This is a genomic window from Psychrobacter sp. CX10, assembly GCF_057621575.2.
The window spans coordinates 118,087-138,671 of sequence record NZ_CM177736.1 but is presented as its reverse complement, the minus strand read 5'-3'; the positions used below and the strand labels follow the sequence as shown (position 1 = coordinate 138,671).

General features: G+C 39.6%; 16 protein-coding genes and 1 tRNA gene. 8 read left to right on the top strand and 9 right to left on the bottom strand.

The features are described 5' to 3' along the window. Nucleotides 1-3: 3 nt before the first annotated feature. The 6 genes from rpsJ to AC21OH_RS00525 form a co-directional block, all read right to left on the bottom strand. Entirely contained in the window at nt 4-315 is a 312-nt protein-coding gene (gene rpsJ, locus AC21OH_RS00550; protein ID WP_007394248.1) for a 30S ribosomal protein S10, read from the bottom strand. 424 nt (nt 316-739) lie between these two features. Beyond that, entirely contained in the window at nt 740-2,617 is a 1,878-nt protein-coding gene (locus AC21OH_RS00545; protein WP_486534695.1) for an Rne/Rng family ribonuclease, read from the bottom strand. Nucleotides 2,618-2,807: 190 nt separating this feature from the next. Further along, the gene (locus AC21OH_RS00540; protein WP_486534697.1) at nt 2,808-3,431 is read right to left on the bottom strand and encodes a Maf family protein; all 624 of its coding nucleotides are present in this window, start codon (nt 3,429-3,431) and stop codon (nt 2,808-2,810) included. 99 nt (nt 3,432-3,530) lie between these two features. Then, entirely contained in the window at nt 3,531-4,010 is a 480-nt protein-coding gene (gene mreD, locus AC21OH_RS00535; RefSeq protein WP_486534699.1) for a rod shape-determining protein MreD, read from the bottom strand. Nucleotides 4,011-4,196: 186 nt separating this feature from the next. Further along, nucleotides 4,197-5,144, bottom strand: a complete 948-nt coding sequence (gene mreC, locus AC21OH_RS00530) for a rod shape-determining protein MreC (protein ID WP_487369660.1) — start codon at nt 5,142-5,144, stop codon at nt 4,197-4,199. A gap of 20 nt (nt 5,145-5,164) precedes the next feature. Then, a complete protein-coding gene (locus AC21OH_RS00525) occupies nt 5,165-6,193 on the bottom strand; it encodes a rod shape-determining protein (protein ID WP_486534703.1) in 1,029 nt (342 codons plus the stop codon). Nucleotides 6,194-7,097: 904 nt separating this feature from the next. Between AC21OH_RS00525 and gatC the strand changes: the two genes are divergently transcribed. The 7 genes from gatC (at nt 7,098) to AC21OH_RS00490 (ending at nt 14,742) form a co-directional block, all read left to right on the top strand. Continuing rightward, a complete protein-coding gene (gene gatC / locus AC21OH_RS00520; RefSeq protein ID WP_486534705.1) occupies nt 7,098-7,439 on the top strand; it encodes an Asp-tRNA(Asn)/Glu-tRNA(Gln) amidotransferase subunit GatC in 342 nt (113 codons plus the stop codon). Between the two features lie 317 nt (nt 7,440-7,756). Continuing rightward, a complete protein-coding gene (gene gatA / locus AC21OH_RS00515; RefSeq protein ID WP_487369659.1) occupies nt 7,757-9,256 on the top strand; it encodes an Asp-tRNA(Asn)/Glu-tRNA(Gln) amidotransferase subunit GatA in 1,500 nt (499 codons plus the stop codon). Continuing rightward, nucleotides 9,256-10,776 carry an Asp-tRNA(Asn)/Glu-tRNA(Gln) amidotransferase subunit GatB gene (gene gatB, locus AC21OH_RS00510; protein WP_487369658.1) on the top strand — a complete coding sequence of 507 codons (1,521 nt, stop codon included), beginning with the start codon at nt 9,256-9,258 and terminating at the stop codon, nt 10,774-10,776. The genes gatA and gatB overlap by 1 nt, the downstream gene beginning before the upstream one ends. Before the next feature lie 142 nt (nt 10,777-10,918). Further along, nucleotides 10,919-10,995 (top strand) — tRNA-Pro (locus AC21OH_RS00505). A gap of 297 nt (nt 10,996-11,292) precedes the next feature. Then, the gene (locus AC21OH_RS00500; RefSeq protein WP_486534711.1) at nt 11,293-11,931 is read left to right on the top strand and encodes a BLUF domain-containing protein; all 639 of its coding nucleotides are present in this window, start codon (nt 11,293-11,295) and stop codon (nt 11,929-11,931) included. Between the two features lie 380 nt (nt 11,932-12,311). Beyond that, complete coding sequence (gene purU, locus AC21OH_RS00495) at nt 12,312-13,214, top strand: formyltetrahydrofolate deformylase (protein ID WP_487369657.1); 903 nt, start codon at nt 12,312-12,314, stop codon at nt 13,212-13,214. 196 nt (nt 13,215-13,410) lie between these two features. Next, a complete protein-coding gene (locus AC21OH_RS00490; RefSeq protein WP_486534714.1) occupies nt 13,411-14,742 on the top strand; it encodes an APC family permease in 1,332 nt (443 codons plus the stop codon). Nucleotides 14,743-14,749: 7 nt separating this feature from the next. On the opposite strand, the gene AC21OH_RS00485 is transcribed toward AC21OH_RS00490, so the two are convergent. The 3 genes from AC21OH_RS00485 to dxs all read right to left on the bottom strand — a co-directional run bounded on the left by AC21OH_RS00485 (nt 14,750) and on the right by dxs (nt 19,273). Beyond that, a complete protein-coding gene (locus tag AC21OH_RS00485) occupies nt 14,750-15,463 on the bottom strand; it encodes a hypothetical protein (RefSeq protein WP_487369656.1) in 714 nt (237 codons plus the stop codon). 463 nt (nt 15,464-15,926) lie between these two features. After that, the gene (locus AC21OH_RS00480; protein WP_486534716.1) at nt 15,927-16,757 is read right to left on the bottom strand and encodes an inositol monophosphatase family protein; all 831 of its coding nucleotides are present in this window, start codon (nt 16,755-16,757) and stop codon (nt 15,927-15,929) included. Nucleotides 16,758-17,032: 275 nt separating this feature from the next. Continuing rightward, a complete protein-coding gene (gene dxs / locus AC21OH_RS00475; protein ID WP_487369655.1) occupies nt 17,033-19,273 on the bottom strand; it encodes a 1-deoxy-D-xylulose-5-phosphate synthase in 2,241 nt (746 codons plus the stop codon). A gap of 581 nt (nt 19,274-19,854) precedes the next feature. Between dxs and ribA the strand changes: the two genes are divergently transcribed. Continuing rightward, the gene (gene ribA / locus AC21OH_RS00470) at nt 19,855-20,568 is read left to right on the top strand and encodes a GTP cyclohydrolase II (protein WP_487369654.1); all 714 of its coding nucleotides are present in this window, start codon (nt 19,855-19,857) and stop codon (nt 20,566-20,568) included. Nucleotides 20,569-20,585: the final 17 nt, after the last annotated feature.

The window sequence follows — 20,585 nt, the reverse complement described above, 5'->3', positions numbered from 1 at the left end:
TGATTAACCCAATGCGATTTGAACGTCTACACCAGCAGCCAAGTCCAATTTCATCAATGCGTCAACTGTTTTATCAGTTGGCTGCACAATGTCAAGCATACGCTTGTGAGTACGAATTTCGTACTGATCTCGCGCGTCTTTATTGACGTGAGGCGAGGTTAGGACGTTGAAACGCTCTATGCGAGTAGGCAACGGTACAGGACCACAAACTTGCGCACCAGTGCGCTTTGCGGTATCGACAATCTCTTGTGCCGACTGATCAATTAATCTGTGATCAAATGACTTTAGTCGGATACGGATTCTCTGGTTAGCCATGCCAGCAAGCTCCTAATAATTGGTTTCATCTTTTGTTACGTCATATAAAGATATATTCTAAATAGAAGTAACGTTGGATAAATAGCCGTTATATAAAAATCTATTCTTCGATTAAATAAAATAAAACCAAAAAATAAAATAAGTTAAATCCTTGCCCACCATTTCCATATAGGAAGGTAGCAAAGAAGTATGAAATTAGTGCCGAAAACGATGCTTCAGCTGTATTAACGTCAAGTTTAAATGGTGTTTACTACTAAATATGTTGCCACATTTGCCTCACACCGACTTGATACGCTCATATAAATTCAGTAGGATGTATTATACAGATTAAACGTTCGATTGCAAGAAATTTTTCCTGCCAAATTCAACATAAAAGATCTTATATCGTTTTTTTACATTTAAATAACATTTTAGGATAATTATATTAATCTAATACAATGTCATATTGTTCCTGAGTATATAGATTTTCAACTTCAAACGTGATAACACGGCCTACTAAGTATTCTAAATCTGCAACGGTATCCGCTTCAGATGTTAATAATAAATCGATAACTGACGCGTGAGCAACAACAGTAAACTTCTTAGGCGCATTATAAGTACGAGCACAGCGCATAATTTCTCTAAAAATCTCAAAACATACCGTTTCAGCTGTCTTTATAAATCCTTTACCCTCACAAGTTTTACAAGGTTCACATAGCTGCTGTTCCAATGATTCCCGTGTACGCTTACGTGTCATTTCCACCAAACCAAGCTCACTAACTTGTGTGATTTTGGTTTTAGCATAATCTTGAGAAAGCTGCTGCTGTAAGCTTTCTAGCACATCATCTTTATGCTCTTGTTCTAGCATATCAATAAAGTCTAAAATGATGATACCACCGAGATTACGCAGTCTAAGTTGCCTTGCAATGGCATGTGTTGCTTCAAGATTGGTCTTATAAACCGTATCCTCAAGAGAGCGTCCACCCACAAACGATCCTGTATTAACATCAATCGTTGTCATGGCTTCTGTTTGGTCAATGATTAGATAGCCACCTGACTTTAATCCAACTCGACGTTTTAGAGCATCTCTCAAGTCTTCTTCAACGCGGTGGACATCAAATAAAGGCTGCTCTCCTGTATAAGGTAATACTCGAGGATAAATTAAGGGCACAAATTCTTTGGCGAATTGACGCGCTTCATGATATACCGCTTCATGATCGACAATTACTTTATCAGTTTCAGCGTGTACCAAATCACGGATAGAGCGTAACGGTAAGGATAATTCTTGATATATTAAGACTGCGGGTGTACTACTGATTGCACACTCGTTTTTTCGAGCTTGAATGGTACGCCACAGCTGCACTAGATAGTAGATGTCTTCTTCAAGCTTTGGCACCGGTATACGCTCCGCTGCCGTACGAGCAATTAAGCCACCTGTTAAGTTAACAGTTTTCATTAACAGACCTAGCTCAGTCTTTAAACGGTGACGTTCTTCTTCGTTATCAATGCGCTGGGATATACCGATGTGTTCGCTTGACGGTAAATAGACCAAATAACGTGACGGTAACGATATGTTAGTAGTAAGTCGGGCCCCTTTAGTTCCTAGCTGATCTTTGGTGACCTGCACCAATACTTTTTGACCTTCTTGTAATCGGTACTGGATAAGCTCATGCCGAGGTGGGTCAATAACTTGCCTATCATTATGAACCTTCGGCTTGGTATCCACTTTCGTTATGGCATTGCCTACCGTATCTGGTAAATCACTGTCTGAATGGTTTGACTCATCTGCTAAAGCAGATTGCTTTTCACGTAATCCTTCACGTAGCCCTTCGTTTGATCCTTCACGCAATCCTTCACTAATCCCAGAGCCAATCTCATTTTTATTGTATTGGGATAGCTCATTATCAGGTGGATTAGAGAAGGTATCATCACCCCCATCCGAGACGGCATTATCAACAGCAATTGGGATTGTACTTTGAGTTTCGGCGACATGATCGTTTCTATCGACAGACATCGTCGTCAATATGGTTGGTTCTTGATATTCACGGACAGCAGTAGCCGTTTTAGGTTTTTCATCTGTATTTGATTCGCGCGGTATACGGCGCATATCATTCACATGTAAAAATGCAGTGCGTGACTGACCTATATCAACAAAAGCTGCTTGCATACCCGGTAGAACTCGCACGACCGTACCCATATAAATATTGCCTACCAGTCCCAGCTTATTATGTCTTTCTATATATATTTCACTGACCACACCGTTATTCAAAACTGCAACTCGCGATTCCATGGGACTAACATTGATGAGTAGCTCTTCTGACATAACAGTCCTTTTAATTGATTAGCTTGTTTATAGGTTATAAGGTTTTAGTTATTCACTTGTATTTATAGTTTAACAATTTCTAGTTTAACATTGTCGTTGTAAAGTTGTGATGACTCTTAGTAGTTTTCATTTGCTATCTTTTGGTCGTAAATTTTTTATCTTTTAGTCGTATATCGTTAGATTTCTGACGCTAGGAAAATTTTCGATAGTTAGCATTCATCTTATCTATGGCAAGTAGCGTTTGTGCAAGAGGTAATCCCACAACATTGGTATAGCTGCCATTTATTCGATCTACCCAGGCGGCGCCCTGTCCTTGTATGGCGTATGCTCCTGCTTTATCTTGCGGCTCTCCTGTTTGCCAATAAGCTTCCATCTTTTGAGGTGTCAGCGGTATAAACGTTACCTCGGTTTTTTCTAAAATTGTTTTGGTTTCTATAACGTTACCGTTGGCATCCATGAGGGTAAGTTGCACGGCTGTCCAAATACGATGGGTGGTATCTGACATCCTAGACCACATCATAAATGCGTCTGCTTTATCAACAGGTTTAACCAAAATACTTCGACCATCTGCTAATACTCCTATGGTATCTGCAGTTATGATCAAGGTTAGATTATGTGTTACCGCGTCAGCTTTATTGAGACATTCGCGTGCAGTAGACGCTTTGTCTGATACCATCCTCACAATGTAGTCTTGAGGTAGTTCATTGGGTATTAAGGACTCATCAATATCAACAGATAATGTAGAGAATTCAATATTAGATTGTCTTAATAGGTGTTGTCTACGGGGGGATGAGGAGGCTAATAGGATATGCATGGCAGGCTCAGACTATTTACTTAATCATTGGTTAAAATAATTATAAAGTTGGCTTGAATAGGTCAAGGTAAGGTATATCCGCACGGGTCTTTGGAGACACTATTTAGAGAATCTAGCAAGGGCTAAGTAAACCAGTGGCCAGGTTGCAATACTTATTAAAAGACCGTATACGCCCTCTGAATAAAACATATTTTGGGTGATGTATTGTAATAACCACAAACATAATTGGAAAATAGTGAGCGCCGCTGCGGCAACCAACCAAGCGGTTATTAGATTTATTTCTTTCAGATACTTCCCAATAAAGCGAATTGAAAAGGCCATAATAACCGCACTGAAAGCTTGTTGACCTAAACGTGTGTCTAAAAATAAATCTGCACTTATGCCGATAACAAACGCAGTAACTACACCAATATACCGTGGTTTAAACATGACCCAATAAGCCAGTACCATCATCATCGTCATGGGGCGTAGTTTGGCTGTTGTCAAATCCATCGGGTACGTATTAAAAATGGAAGCAACGATAAAGCTCGCGATAACGATCAGCAAAGCTTGCATCGGAGTACGTGGCGATTTAGTCATAGTAGCAAACACACGTTTATAATGGCTTATACCTCAACAAATTCTATAAGTTAAATAGCTAATAACGTTTATAAAGAATAAGGCCAGTTAAAGCATAAAGCCATGACACTAAAGTGAATTTAAAAATTAGATAATCAAAAGCGCAATATGTTTATTTAGCTATTTGTTTTAAACTCTAAATTTAAATCAAGGCTCTATGCTTTCATTTAGCGCTAATCGTTCAGCTTCAGTTAGCTGCAAGACGTCGTCGTTATCTAATGACACTATATTATTTGATCCGTTTGATGAATTAGCAATCGTTTGGGTATTCATACTGTCTTGCATAATTAAGACGTATGAGCTATCAACAAAGTTTGCAGCAGGCCTTACCCCAATATCTAAAAAGTTGTCAGTTTGATTAGGATTAATAGATTCGATACGCCCAATACGATACCCTGCAGGAAAACGACCTCCTAATCCTGATGATACCAGCTCATCCCCAATGCGTATGTCCGAGGTCTTAAAGATATAATCTAAACTAAGTAAACTAGGTGAGCCTGTACCAGACACAATCGCTCGCTGGCCTGTACGTCTGACCGTCACAGAGACAGATTGCAGTTCATCAATAATAAGTAGTAATCGACTGGTATTTGGATAGACATTAACCACTTGGCCCAACACACCATTTTCATCAATGGCAGTTTGACCAACTTTAACGCCATCTTTACTGCCTTGATTAATCATGACGATTTGCTTCAAAGGATTGGTATCAGTACCAATGACTTGCGCCAAGATTAGGTCGTATTGTTCAGGTTTGGTCGTTGATAATATGCCCTGAAGACGGGCATTTTGGGCAAGAATGTAGTCTTGCTGCTGCAACTTTGCTTGAGCGTGTAGCAGCTGAGCGTGCAACTGAATATTTTCTCGCCGGAGGGATTCTTTACTTCTTAACGTACCATCTGCCCAATGACTCACAAAGCTGGGTAAAACCGAAACCTGATAAATGGGCTGCATGGCAGCATGACCTAGGTTACGCACTGGCGTAAACCAGTCTGGATTTTTACTATCTAAAAGCATCAGCGTCATAGCCACTAGCAATACGGCCGCCGTTTTGCGTAACGATAAACTGTACTGAGCGAAAAGGCTAGATGGCATATGCTATTACTAACTTATAATTAAACAAAAATCATGTTTAGACTTTTGTTATTAATAAAGTCCAACGCTGCACCGCCGCCACGACTGACGCAGGTCAATGGATCTTCAGCCACGGTTACAGGTAAACCTGTCTCTTTTGACAATAATTTATCAAAATTGCGTAATAACGCTCCACCACCTGTCAGTACTATACCGCGCTCTGCGATATCTGAAGATAATTCAGGAGGTGTTTGCTCAAGGGCGGTTTTAACGGCACTGATAATACCTGTTAACGAGTCACCTAGCGCCTTTTGTACCTCTTCTGAGGTTACGGTCAAGGTCTTAGGTACGCCTTCAGCCATACTACGACCTCGAACTTCTACTTCGAGTTTTGCATCTTCATCTATGGCAGATCCTACCGTTTGTTTGATACGTTCAGCGGTGGTCTCACCAATGACGCAACCGTGATTTCTGCGTACATGAGTAATGATCGCTTCATCAAATATATCACCACCGATACGAATAGAGTCAGCATAGACACACCCAGATAAAGAAATAACCGCAATTTCTGTTGTGCCACCACCGATATCTACGACCATAGAGCCGCTAGCTTCATGTACAGGTAGATCAGCGCCTATCGCTGCCGCCATTGGCTCCTCTAATAAGAACACTTTATTGGCACCGGCAGAAGTAACCGCTTCACGAATCGCACGGCGTTCTACCAATGTCGACTTACAAGGCACACATACGACAACATTAGGCTGCGCCAGTAAGCGCTTCGCTTTTACTTTATGAATAAAGTGCTTAAGCATCTTTTGAGTGACTTCAAAATCAGCAATAACGCCGTCTTTTAAAGGACGGATGGCTGTAATATTATCTGGGGTACGACCCAGCATCTGCTTAGCGTCGATACCAACTGCAGCTACGGTGGGGTTTTGAGTGCGATTACTGCGCAGTGCCACCACCGTCGGCTCATCGAGAACCACACCTTTACCAGGTGTATAAATTAAAGTATTGGCAGTACCAAGGTCGATAGCGATATTGTTAGATAAAAATCCAAACGGGTTCATGTGTCGTGTTTCCAGCGTATTACGTGTTAAGAAAAAGCGGTCATTATCTTAAAGTTTAGACTAAAGTCATTTATTTAAAACCTATCTATAAACTTCAATAAATAAAGAGCGTTATTATAAGCCTGTATGACTCATAATATCTATAAACAAAATGATGGTTCAAGTGAGGCGCTTATAGGATTCATTGACAAGAAAAGGGCACAGTCCAGTAGACTCTTATTTTTATAAATAAATGTACTAGTAAAAATATAAGTCTAAAGAGGTTCCAATCTAAACTATTCAAAAGTTGTCAAAAAAATAAGTCAACACTTTAACTAAAGTTAAGTATAACGACAAGAGAAATTCAAAAAATACCAGTGAATTTTTAATTTGATGCAAATTATAGCGCTTAATAGGCCATAAATCATGTAAAACACCTAATTTTACCAAAGTTATATGTGGCAAAATTGAAACATCTCATTTCTGTAACCTCGCTGTTAGATTTATTAATCAAATAATTACATTTAACTTAGTGCAGACTAGGGCGTGTCTTCAATTAGATAATACAGCTAAAAATTTGATAGATTTTGTTAATCAAGATTGTTTTAGAAGTCTATATAGATATATTAGCTAGAAATTAGACACAGTTTGGCTGAAATATAGCTATTATTAGTCCATAAATTATAAATCTCCAAATGAAGACGCGCCCAAGCCATCTTATGTATAGATTCTACATCCAATGTATGGTTTGACACTGAAATTAACCTATAGTTGCTTTATAATATCAAAAATTGCATCGCTCGCTATATCACTTATAAACGACACTTATAAGCGATAAATCAGCAGACACTTATAGTTGAAACTTATAAAAGATACTTATAATTAATAAATAAATTAGAAGCTTACTTAAAACAGGATGAAACCCATGACCGATAACTGTAAACCAGAGTCTAGTAATTCATTGAATGATATTCGTGACGATCAAATCAGTACTGAAGATATTTTAGAAGTTGCAAAATTATCGAGACTGGCTGTCGATGAGCAAACTGCCAAAGATTATGCTGAGGATATCGATAAAATTTTAGACATGATGCAAACAATTGCAAGTGTGGATACTGATGATCTCACGCCTCTGTCCAATATTCATGAGGCCGCTCAGCAATTACGTGCTGATATTCCTAACGCTCATATAGATCGAGAGCTGAACCAGTCAATTGCTCCTGCCGTTGAGCAAGGCTTATATCTAGTACCCCAAGTTATGGAGTAACTGTTGAGTATAAGGAAGTAACTATTGAATTATGAGGTTATTAGAAACCCGTTATAAGATACCTTTTATTAAAATGCTGTTAGTTAAAACCTTTTTTAGAAACTGAAGGTATTGCAATAACCAGAGATAACAATAAAAAGCGTAAATCAAATACTCTTCTGTACATATCAATGAGTACCCTATGGAATCGCTATTTCTTAAATTTTATAGTTTTTGATTTATAGTTAACAGTTCACAACCTCTAAGTTAGTCATCTAAAACAATAACAGCATTACCCGTATATAACACAATTATCACTTAATTAATGGACACCCACTATGTCTGAATTACATCATTTATCCATAGCTCAGCTAATAGATGGCCTTGACAGCCAGCAGTTTAGCAGTGTGGCGCTAACCGAACACTTTTTAAAGCGTATTAATACTTTAGACAATAAAATCAATAGCTTTATCACCGTCGATGAAGAGGGCGCCCTACAAGCTGCTAAAGCGGCTGATGAAAAACGTAGCAAAGGTAATAACGCATCCTTGCTTGGCTTACCTATGGCCCATAAAGACTTATTTTGTACCAAAGGTCTTTTGACAACCTCTGGCTCAAAAATGCTTCATAACTTCGTATCGCCATATGATGCGACTGTGGTTTCTAATATTCGGGATGCCGGTGCCGTGTGCTTAGGTAAGCTGAATATGGATGAATTCGCTATGGGCTCGGATAATGAAAGCTCATATTATGGCGCGGTGCATAATCCTTGGGATACGGATCGCGTACCGGGCGGCTCTTCTGGAGGCTCAGCTGCCGCAGTGGCTGCTGCATTTGTACCGTTTGCAACAGGTAGTGATACCGGTGGCTCTATTAGACAGCCTGCCTCATTTTGTGGTTTAACCGGTATTAAGCCTACGTATGGCCGTGTTTCTCGCTTTGGTATGATTGCATATGCTTCAAGCTTGGATCAAGCTGGCACGTTTGGACGCACTGCTGAGGACTGTGCATATTTGTTGCAGCCTATGGTAGGTCACGATCCACGCGATGCTACCTGCATTAAACACCCCATTCCTAACTATGTGACAGACATGCATGATGCCGCTCAAAATGCGAGCTTGGACAAACCTTTTGAAGGTTTACGCATTGGCGTTGCAAAAGAGTACTTCGACAAAGGCTTAGATTCTGAGGTTGAAGCGACTGTCCGCGCTGCCCTCAAACAATATGAAGATCTAGGCGCAACTATTGTAGAGGTTAATATCACTGATCCTGAGATTACACTTGCTACATACTATATGCTAGCCCCTGCTGAAGCGTCTTCAAATTTATCCCGTTTTGATGGTGTGCGTTTTGGTTATCGCTGTGAAGACCCTAAGGATTTAGAAGATCTATATACGCGCTCACGCTCTGAGGGTTTTGGTCCTGAGGTTCAGCGCCGTATCTTAATGGGAACATATGCCCTATCCGCTGGATATTGCGACGCCTATTATAATAAAGCACAGAAGGTACGCCGCCTTATCTTAGAAGATTTTAATAAAGCTTTTGAGAAGTGTGATGTTATTGCCAGCCCAACATCGCCTACTGCAGCTTACAAACTTGACACGGCATTAGATCCTTTAGCCATGTATTTAGGAGATGTATATACCATTGGTGTTAATCTAGCCGGTCTTCCAGCGATTAGCATGCCAGCAGGCTTTACTGATTTAGGCTTGCCAATTGGATTGCAGCTGATTGGAGACCATTGGGATGACAGCAAACTGTTGTCTACTGCACATCTATTCCAGCAACATACGGATTACCACACTAAGTTATCAGCTACTGCACAGGAGAGCATCTAATGACTGCTATCACTGAAGACAACACCACACATCAGCCAGTTCGCAAAGAGTTATTAATTGATGGCTACGAAGTTGTTATCGGCATTGAGATTCATTGTCAGCTCAATACGGACAGTAAGATCTTCTCAGCGTCGCCTACCGAGTTTGGTAATGAGCCAAATACTCAGGCTAATATTGTTGACTTAGGTCTACCTGGGGTTTTACCTGTATTAAATGAAGGTCTTATAGAGCGCGCGTTGAAATTTGGCATTGGGGTCAATGCGGAACTTGGCATGCTAAACACCTTCGATCGCAAAAACTATTTTTACCCCGACTTACCTAAGGGCTATCAAATCACCCAAATGGCAAATCCTATTGTGGGTAAAGGGTATATTGATGTGGTTGTAAATGAAGGTGAAAAAAATGAGTATGCCAAACGTATTGGTATAACTCGTGGTCATCTAGAAGAAGATGCGGGAAAATCTGTGCATGATGCTGTTTCTGGCATGACAGGTATTGATTTGAACCGTGCAGGTACGCCGCTTATTGAGATTGTATCTGAGCCTGACATGCGATCTGCCGCTGAAGCCGTTGCTTATATTAAAGCCATACACCAGCTTGTAACTTGGCTTGACATCTCTGATGCTGTCATGGCTGAAGGGTCGTTCCGTTGTGATTGTAACGTGTCTGTACGTCAGCCTGGAGAAGCGTTCGGTACGCGTACAGAGCTTAAGAACTTAAACTCTTTTCGCAATATCGAAAATGCGATTAAACGCGAAATTGAGCGTCAGATTGATATTGTAGAAGATGGCGGTTCAGTGATTCAAGCAACGATGCAATATGACGCTGATGCCGATGAGACCCGTATCATGCGCACTAAGGAAGATGCCGATGATTATCGCTATTTCCCTGATCCTGACTTATTACCAGTGCGCCTTGAACAAGAGAAGGTTGATAACATCCGTGAGTCAATGCCAGAGCTTCCCGTTCAGCGCCGCGAGCGGTTCGAAACGGAGCTTGGGCTTTCAGAGTATGATGCCCGTGTGCTAACCGATAGCCGTGATCTCGCGGATTACTTTGAGTCTGTTTTGGAATCAGTGGGTACTGAACATGCCAAACTGACCGCAAACTGGATGATGAGTAATTTACTCGGTGCTCTTAATAAAGAAGACAAAACAATAAGTGAATCGCCAATTAGTTCAGCGCAGCTGGCAGGCCTATTAAAACGCTTAAATGACAACACGCTCTCAGGAAAGCTTGCTAAACAAGTCTTCACTGCCCTATATGATGGTGAAGGTGGTGATGGCGCTGATGCAGCAGATAAGATAATAGAAGCTAAAGGCTTAAAGCAAGAGACCGATACGGGCGCTATTAAAGCCATGGTTGAGGAAGTGATCGCTAATAATCAACAGATGGTTGATGAGTATAAAGGCGGTAAAGAAAAAGCCTTTAATGGTCTTGTTGGTCAAGTGATGAAAGCAAGCCGTGGTAAGGCTAACCCTCAGCAGGTTAATCAAATTTTAAAAGAGCTGTTAGGTTGAGCTATATAATAGAATGAAGTTTGATATAAATTGGGTGGTATTACTCTAAACCACCCATTTAAATCATTTAGATTATATTTACAGTTATAAATTATATAGAGGCTTGCAAAAAAACTATTATTGAGTAAAATAGTCAATCCATCGGGGCGTAGCGCAGTCTGGTAGCGCACTACACTGGGGGTGTAGTGGTCGTAGGTTCAAATCCTGCCGTCCCGACCAAACATAAGTATTAAATCACCTGCCGTAGCAATACGGCAGGTTTTTTTATGTTATACTTAAGTAACAAAATTAAAACCTATTATAAGTTTAATAATATTGTAATATGATCTAGACAATGTTATATACCTTAATAATATGTGCGACTTAATATTTATCTTGACACCTTGTATTCACTGAACTATGCACTTTGTGATATCAGATGTTAGCAATTCTGTAGAAATAGATTCCTCATTACTGGCCATATTATTTGTTGGCTAATTTATTGTCTATACATTTAAACGGCAGGGCTAGTATATAATGAAACTAAGAAGCATAGAGAAAGTCTATGAGAATCTGGTAGAGGTAGAACCTAATCAATCGATTAGATTAATATACATAAGTGATGTTTTTACGACGGATAAATCAGTATTCGAGCATATTCAAAACCACTCTACTACATTCAACAAAAAATTTAATATTACTGGGTTTCTATGTAATGATGCGAGAGTGTTTTTGCAATACCTTGAGGGTCCTAAACAAGCTGTATTAGAGTTGATGTCTAGAATATTTGTAGATCCCAACCATAGAAAAGTTAGAGTCATTTTAACTAAACCGGTTAGTGGCCATACGTTTTCTGATTGGCGCATGCATAGCCTTAATTTGAACAATAGTAGTTGGAAACGTCAAACTGAACCTACTGCTATGACAGAATTCATACCTTTTAAACCTGATACTTGGCAGCCTTGGTTTGTTGAAACCTTTATCAGCGCCATGAAACGTTTTGATAGTCAAAATGTTGATTATACGTCTAATTTAATTACGTTTGATTCTATAGGATTTAAAGAATTAGAACTAAAATTATCTTCTGACAGCTTATTTTTCTGGTTATTCCTTACCTCTATGATATCCACTTCATTTGTCATCTTACTTTTTAAATATGATGTATTTTATAGTTGAGCTATTGTAGTTAGCCTAAATCTTTTAATTCTGTTTGTTCATATTTTAGATTCCATTATTAGTTTTTATTTATTGTTTTAGAGATAGCTGATTTTATAGTTTATGCAAAGGTAAATCGTATACTCGATTTACCTTTTTTTGTGAACAATATAAGTAGTCTTTTAGCATAATAATAGCCTGACCATTACTATTGATTGGTTATATTGTACCACTGTTAGTTTATCAAACAGCATAATATGATTATTAAGTAAAAAAGTTCTAATCTAAAAGCTCTAATCTAAAAGTTCTGATCTAATGTTATGTGATTCGTTAATTTTTGATGTTTGCATGGCAGTAGAGCGTTATAATAACTCACCATCTTATATATTGAATGAGTTTTTATGACAACTGCTAAACCATCAAAATTTATTAGGACATCAGATACAACCGCTTTTGATACCGCTACTTTGTTAATCAAATGCTTAGATCAAGCAGGTATAGTGCAAGCGGTATCAGAATTCATCCACCGCTACGGGGCGAACATCATCACCTTAGATCAGTATTCTACTGCGCATGAAGGTGGTCAGTATTTTATGCGTTTAGAATTTGCACTAACTGGACTAAATGACATCATTGATAACCTTCAAGCTAGCTTTGGGCATACCGTCGCCAAACGTTACGACATGAAATGGCAACTACACAACAATGCGATCAAAACAAAAGTAGGTATTTTAGTTTCAAAATTCGATCATGCCCTACTCGACTTAATATGGCGTCACCAACGCGGGCTATTAGATTGTGAGATTAGTTGTGTGGTTAGTAACCATGAGGATTTGAGAGAGGCCGTCGAAAACTTTGGATTACCCTTCCATCATGTGCCTGTGACTAAAGAAAATAAAGCGGACGCTGAAGAACACATTCATACCATTATGGCTGGCAACGATTTATTAGTCTTAGCACGTTATATGCAAATTTTGTCCGAAAATTTTGTCAACCGCTGGCCGATGCGCATCATCAATATTCATCACTCCTTTTTACCAGCCTTTGTCGGCGCGGACCCCTATCGTCAGGCCTTTAATAAAGGTGTGAAGCTTATTGGGGCAACCGCACACTATGTCACCGCAGATTTGGATCAAGGTCCAATAATAGAACAAGATGTACATCGAGTGACTCACCGTCAGGGTGTGGCAGAGCTACGCGCTATTGGGCGTGATGTCGAGCGCAATGTGCTGGCGCGCGCGGTCAATTGGCACGTGCAAAACCGCGTCATTGTATCAGGTAACAAGACGGTGGTATTTAACTAAGGGTAATTATTGCTACAATCAAATTCAATATAAGAACTAATTTTTATTCGCTTTTCGGTAGGATGGTTTACTCAAAGTCGCCTTTCAATAAGCAATACAGTAGATAATAAAAGTTAATAACATAATAAGTAATAGCAAAGGCTACATCTAAGGATTAGATGGCTTACTCAACAACATACAAAGGTATACGACAGTTATGAGTTATTTAGGTAAGAAGGAAATTTTCTCAATTGCTTTGGGGTCAGTAATTGGTTGGGGCGCTTTTATCTTACCAGGTAATGTCTTCTTACCAAATTATGGGGTATTAAACACATTAGTTGGCTTTAGTATCGCTATTATCATGCTCGTTTTTATTGAAAACAGTTATTCAAAGGTCATGACTGAGGTTCCAGAGTCAGGTGGTGAATACAGCTTTGCGACAACCCTACTTGGTAAAAAGTCTGGTTTTATTACGGGGTGGGGGTTACTACTCGCTTATTTATCTATCATTCCGTTAAATGCCACCGCAGTTCCTATGGTACTTGATGCCGTTTTTCCATTTTATACCCAAGGCCAATATCTTTATTCAGTTTCAGGCTATCCTGTTTATTTGAATGATATTATTGTCTCTATTAGCATTATTGCGTTGTTCACTTTCATCAATATTAAAGGTATAAAGGGTGCATTAAAAACTCAAAACTTACTAGTGTTTGCTTTGGTCGGATCATTATTACTTATTGTCCTAATCTCGATACTTAATATAAAGAGCACTCAAATTGAGAACCTGAATTCTAATTGGGGTGAGCTCAATATGTCCTCAGTCGTGCGGATTATTGCCTTCGCTCCTTGGGCATTTATAGGATTCGATGCTGTGGCTCAGCTCTCAGGTGACCATAAGTTATCATCTAAATCAGTGTCCCACATTACCATGCTCGCCATTGTGATAGGCGCTATTATCTATAATGTGTTAAATGTAGTCACTGCGCTTGGCATCTCCAGTGATTCTTTAACTAATTCTGCTTGGGCAACGGGTGAAGCGGTCAAAATCCTCGTCGGCAAAGGTATATTTTACTTTTTGGCCGTGGCCATGTTTGGTGCCGTTGTGTCTGGATTAAATGGATTTTTCATCAGCTCAAGTCGATTGGTTGATACCATGAGTGATGATTATAAGGTAGGTAAACGTGAAGGCGCTTTAAAAACAGGCAATGGCACCATACCACGTTGGGTGATTTATTTTATTGGGGCTTGTGCGATTATTGTGCCTTTCTTTGGACGTACTGCCCTATTGTGGTTTGTTGATTTATCTTCTATTGGTGCATCAGTAGCGTATTTTATGACCTGTTTATGTGCTTATAAAATTGCTAAAAATAATAAAGATAAAGTACTAAGTAGCCTGGGTATGTTCGTCTCTTTTGCATTTTTAGTGTTTTTATTAACACCATTTTTTGATTCAAATATCTCTCTGCCTTCTTATTTTAGTTTGGCATTTTGGATCGCTTTAGGCATTGTGGTGTTTTTCTATATTAGAAATAGAAAACAGCTCATTTGATACAAACTCAATTATTATTACGGTCACTTAATTGGTTGTAACGACTGCCTTCAACAGGCTCGATGATTAGACGGACTCCTCGGTCTGATATATCGCAGACATAAATATTATTATCTACTTTACCGATTGAGCGTTGCTGAGTACCTTGCATAATAAAATTTGAATATGCTTGATCTAATAGGCTTGCGACTTTGGCTTCTGATTCTGCTTTAGTTTGCTCATGATTTAGAACCTGCATTGATGCCGTCACAAGCTGTGACAACTTTTGTCTAGATTGCTCAATGTCATCGTTTAATGGCATGGTATAGGTTAATGAGCTTAATTTTCCTGAATCATTAACAGCTCCACTAAGGCTGATTTGATACGGATAATCTATAACAAAACCATTTCCAGAGTTGCCTTCTATTATATTTGTAGAGGTTTTATCCGCCAATTCTGTGTCTACTAATAGCTCATTGACTTCTTTACCATATTCTGCGGCTAATATACCAAAATTTGGTCTAGTGGTCGCAGTAGTGTTTTGCGACTCTCCATGACTTTGAGTGTGCCCTACAGGCGCCACATCTTCGGTGTGAGCGCTACCCTCATGCGCCATATTGTCATGCGCCATGTTTTGGGACTTAGTTGCTTCAGCATCTGTAGCTTCTTTATCGCATCCTGTTAATAGTAGTAAAGTGGCGAGTAATGATGTTGATAGCGTGGCATTGATACAGCGTTTCATATGATATCCTATGGCATGATTAAATAAGCGTTCTATTAACTTATAATAAGGCAAGATTATCAATCAAAGCGATATAAACAAAGTGATTTAAACAAAATATATCGTCAAAGAAGTCTACAAGGGTTTCAAGTCAACTAGGTGCAAATACTATCTTGTAGCTTTAGCGAGGTTAACACTGTAACCGTTTATTAGGTCGCTGACTATGGTGCGAGTGCAGCGATTCAATTGTTCACGGGCCTTACCATTATGTCATTAATCTAACCACTAAACCGTCTTAATAGAACAGCCTTAAAACCAGTCTTGATGTAAGCAATAATAAGCCCAAAAATCATTAAGATTAATGGGCTTATGTTTTATATGGGCTTAGGTAGTCTTAAGACTTATATTTTTAAGGCAACCTGACCTATAAGAGCATATTAATGCAAATCTGCTAAGCATTACAGCTGCTACCAATACGCTTAGACTAGCGAACTGCATTGCCCCAAGTGGGTACGACCATTTTCATGAGTGGTTTTAATAGCTTAACATTACAAGCGAAGATAGACCCTGTTTGCATCGCATTTTGAGCACCATTGTGATCAACAACCACACCACGCGCCTCGTTAACAATAAGCTCACCTGCTGCGATATCCCACGGCTTTAACTTCATTTCAAAGTAACCATCAAAGCGTCCTGCAGCTACATAGGCTAAATCTAAAGCAGCTGAACCTAAACGGCGCACCTGCCCGCCTTCTTCGGCAATTTTTTGTAGGGTCGCAAAATGCTCTTTTGCATAAGACACCACTTTATCGCCTTCTTGACGCTCAAGCGGATGTCCGGTGGTAAACAATCCCCCTTCAATTGTTTTGCGCTGGGTTACTTGCAATCGGCGTTGGTTCAATCGAGCACCTTTGCCACGGCTTGCAGTAAACATCTCATCACGAACAGGATCATAAATAACACCATGCTCGGTAACGCCATTGCGCTGAGCTGCGATAGAGATACAAAAATGGGGCACACCGTGAACGAAATTATGAGTGCCATCTAGTGGGTCAATTACCCAGCACCATTCAGAATCGCTACCCTGCCCCTCTTGCATACCAAACTCTTCACCTAGAAATGAATGGTTAGGATAATTGTACTTTAAGGTTTCAATCGTCAGCTCTTCACTAAAGCGATCTATTTTAGTCACTAAACCTTCTAAGCCTTTTGATTCTGTATCGAATTCAATTTTATGACGGTTATGATGGGCTTTTAAAAGCTCAGCGCCAACTTTCTCAGCAGCACGCGCTGCGATAACGACCATGGGTTCCATAATTTTCCTATTAACAACTTTGGTTTTTTCAGTAATATATAAGGTGTGAGAGCTATTATATAAGTTATAGAAGAGTTAATAATTCGGTTAAATAGTTGAGTTTTGGTGTTACATTAAACTTAGCTTCTTAAGTTTAAGGTTATAAGCTTAAAATCTTAGTCTGAAACTCAAATGCTCAAATTCATAGGCGTAACGTCATGCGTGGCAAAACCTTTATGGTTAACTTACTTGAAACTGTCTATTTTAATTCGGCATTTATTTGGCACTTCTCAGCATCAAGCTAGCATTGCTGTCAGCGTCGCTATGATACCATCAACATCTAAGCCACATTCAGCCAATTGCTGTTCGTGACTACCATGCGCGATAAATTCATCCTCAATACCAATGTTTTTTATCTTAAGCCCTTGTTTGCTATACGCTGAATTATTTAGAATGTATTCGTTGACAGCACTACCAGCACCGCCCATTACGACATGCTCTTCTAAGGTAGCTAAATAACTATAGCCTTGGTCTATTAAGGTATCAATCATTTGCGTATCCAGCGGCTTAACCCAGCGCATATTGACGACGCTTATTTCTAACACGACAGATTGAGTCGACTCACTATTTTTCGCTAAAGATTTAATCAACTTACTATTATTGACAAGTGTTTGGGCAACGATATCGGCAGTATGAGTAATGGGGCCAAATGCGAGTAATGCAACTTTAATATGACGGTTATCCGTATTATCTTCTAAAAGCGTATCTGTTAATAGTGAGGTTTTTGACTGAGTATTAACAAATTGGCTATTAGATATGGTACTTGCAGATATGGTACTTGCAGATATGATACTTGCTTCCTCTATACTCATATCAGATCGATACGTTTGCTCAAGGACGGCTTTGCCGAAAGGATAGATTTGCGCAGGCTTTATAATTTCAGCACCTGTGCCAGTGCCACGAGGATAACGAACAGCTGTGGTACCATTATGCTGATAACATGTGTTCAATAGGTGATAACATTCATTTTCATCTTTAGGCGTTGCGAGGATCAAGTTTGGAACACAGCGCATATAAGCAAGATCAAAGACACCAGCATGGGTGGCACCATCTTCACCGACCAAGCCTGCCCGATCAATAGCAAACATTACATCTAGATTTTGCAGCGCAACGTCGTGAATAAGTTGGTCATAGCCACGCTGTAAAAAGGTGGAATAGATAGCAACGATGGGTTTCACATCTATAGTTGCCATACCAGCGGCGAGTGTGACAGCATGCTGCTCTGCAATAGCCACATCAAAAAATTGTTCAGGAAACTTCTGAGCAAACTCGGTCATGCCAGAGCCTTCTTCCATAGCTGGCGTAATGGCCATAAGCGTATTATCAATACTTGCTTTATCACAGATAAACTCACCAAATACTTGAGAAAATTTCTTTTTATGAGTCTCTGATGCCTTGTCGGTGTCAGCTACGGTAACGAGCTGTTCAGGCAGCTTACCTATGGCATGGTATTTGACCGGATCACCTTCTGCCGGCACAAAGCCTTTACCCTTGGTGGTATAGATATGTACCAGTACTGGACCTGATACTTTTTTGGCAAGGTTAATAACTCGCAAGAGCTCTGGCAGGTCATGACCATCAAATGGGCCAAAGTAGCTAAACCCAATGGCTTTGAACAAATTGTCTGCAACTTTAGGAATATTACGCTGTTCACTATGGCGAGCACGACGCTCGGTAAGCGGAATTTCAGGTCGATAAATAAGCTTTGGTCTACCAGACTCCGTAATGTTTACTTGATAGCCTGACTCCCATAACATCGCTAAATGTCTAGAAAAGCCGCCTATCGAACATGAAATTGACATGTCATTATCATTGAGTACGACTAGTAAATCTGCATTTTGTTGAACAGCGTCATTCATTGCTTCAAAAGCCATTCCGCCTGTCATGGCACCATCACCAATAACACAAGCAACTTTGGCATCAGATTGTAGGTGTCGCAGCGCTAGACTCATGCCCAAACCTGCTGAAATAGATGTTGAAGAATGCCCAACACCAAATGTATCATATTCTGATTCTTGACGTTCTGGAAACGCAGTCAGCCCATCTTTAGCACGGATAGTAGGCAAAAGCTCACGGCGGCCGGTTAATACTTTATGCGCATAAGCTTGATGGCCGACATCCCAAACTATTTTATCTTTAGGCGTCTCATACAAATAATGAAGCGCTATGGTCAGTTCAACAACGCCCAAATTTGCCCCAAAGTGCCCACCGCTTTTACCGGCTGAATACAATAAGTATTCACGCAGCTCATCCGCCAAATGCATAAGCTGCTCTTGGCTCAAGGGCTTGATATCATCTGGTGATTCGATACTGTCTAAAATAGGCGTTAGAGGACGGGTAGCAGGAATATCAGTAAACAAGCGCATACCCGGATGCCCTAATGTAGCAGCGTCGGCTTGAGTACCACGGTCTTGCAATGAGCTTGATGTTTGCGAGGGCGCAGTCTGGTTAGAGTTTGAATGAGATGATTGCTGCATAGACCTTACAAAACCTACAAATCTGAGTATAGCGATGCTTCTAATAAATTTGATCTAAATAGTATATCAATTATGGCCAAACACTTATAAATACATGTTTTCATTATTGGCCTAGCATCATTGTGGATGAATATTTTGGATGAATGTTTATAAATTAAAGTGCATAACGGGCATGACGCGCATTTATTATTGGTTGATCTGCTTTTAAATTTAGGATCACGTTTTAACTATAAGGTTAACGTTAGAAAAACAATACGATCAATTTCTTATTATTATGACACTGTCAATCGCTAGCAAACACTGTATAGAAATAAAGAGTATGGCATAATACCATTTTTTTTCATCAAGCGCTTTATACATCATATTTCATATGTGAAATTTCTATGATTTTGATTTAATTATGTTACTAATGCCCTCATTGAGGTTATATCCATCTATACCCGTTTAAATTTAAAATTATAATATGGGATGATGGTTTCCTTATATGTGCGATGGTTTCCTTATATGTGCATAACAATCCATACTTTAATATCTACAATCTTCAACCTACATACTCACTAAAATTGCTCTCTAGGCCTGTAATGTCTCAACACTATTCTAAAAATACAAATACATCTCAAAACATACCCGCCTCTCCTTATCAGTTTGTTAGTAAAGCAAAACTGCCTACTGCTCATGGAGAGTTCGATATATATGTGTTTGAAAATGCTCAAAAACAAGAGCATGTTATGTTAACGTGCGGGCTACCATTGGTTAATGCGCCTTCTCAAAGCGCTGAGATTATCGAAGATGAAAAAATACCTCTGGTAAGAGTTCATTCAGAATGTTTAACAGGGGATGCATTTTCTTCACTACGCTGTGATTGCGGACCGCAGCTTAATGCAACCATGAAAGCCATACAAGCGTATGGGTGCGGCGCAATATTGTATCTTAGACAAGAAGGACGAGGTATTGGTTTAACGAATAAAATACGGGCCTACGCGCTGCAAGATCAAGGCCATGATACACTAGATGCAAACCTTGAATTGGGATTGCCAGCTGATGCGCGTACTTATGAGATGTGTAAACCCATGCTAGATTATATAAGGGTTAAAAAACTACGCTTGATGACCAATAATCCAAAAAAGCTAAATTATTTAGAAGATTTGGGTTTTGAGGTGGTAGAGCGCATACCCCTGGTTGTTGGCTTAAATCCTTATAATGCAGATTATTTAGCAACGAAACGTGAACGTATGGGACATTATCTATCGGATGACATCTCATCGCATCAATTTAACCCAGTATCTGATGACTAACGTGTATTCTTTGCTTA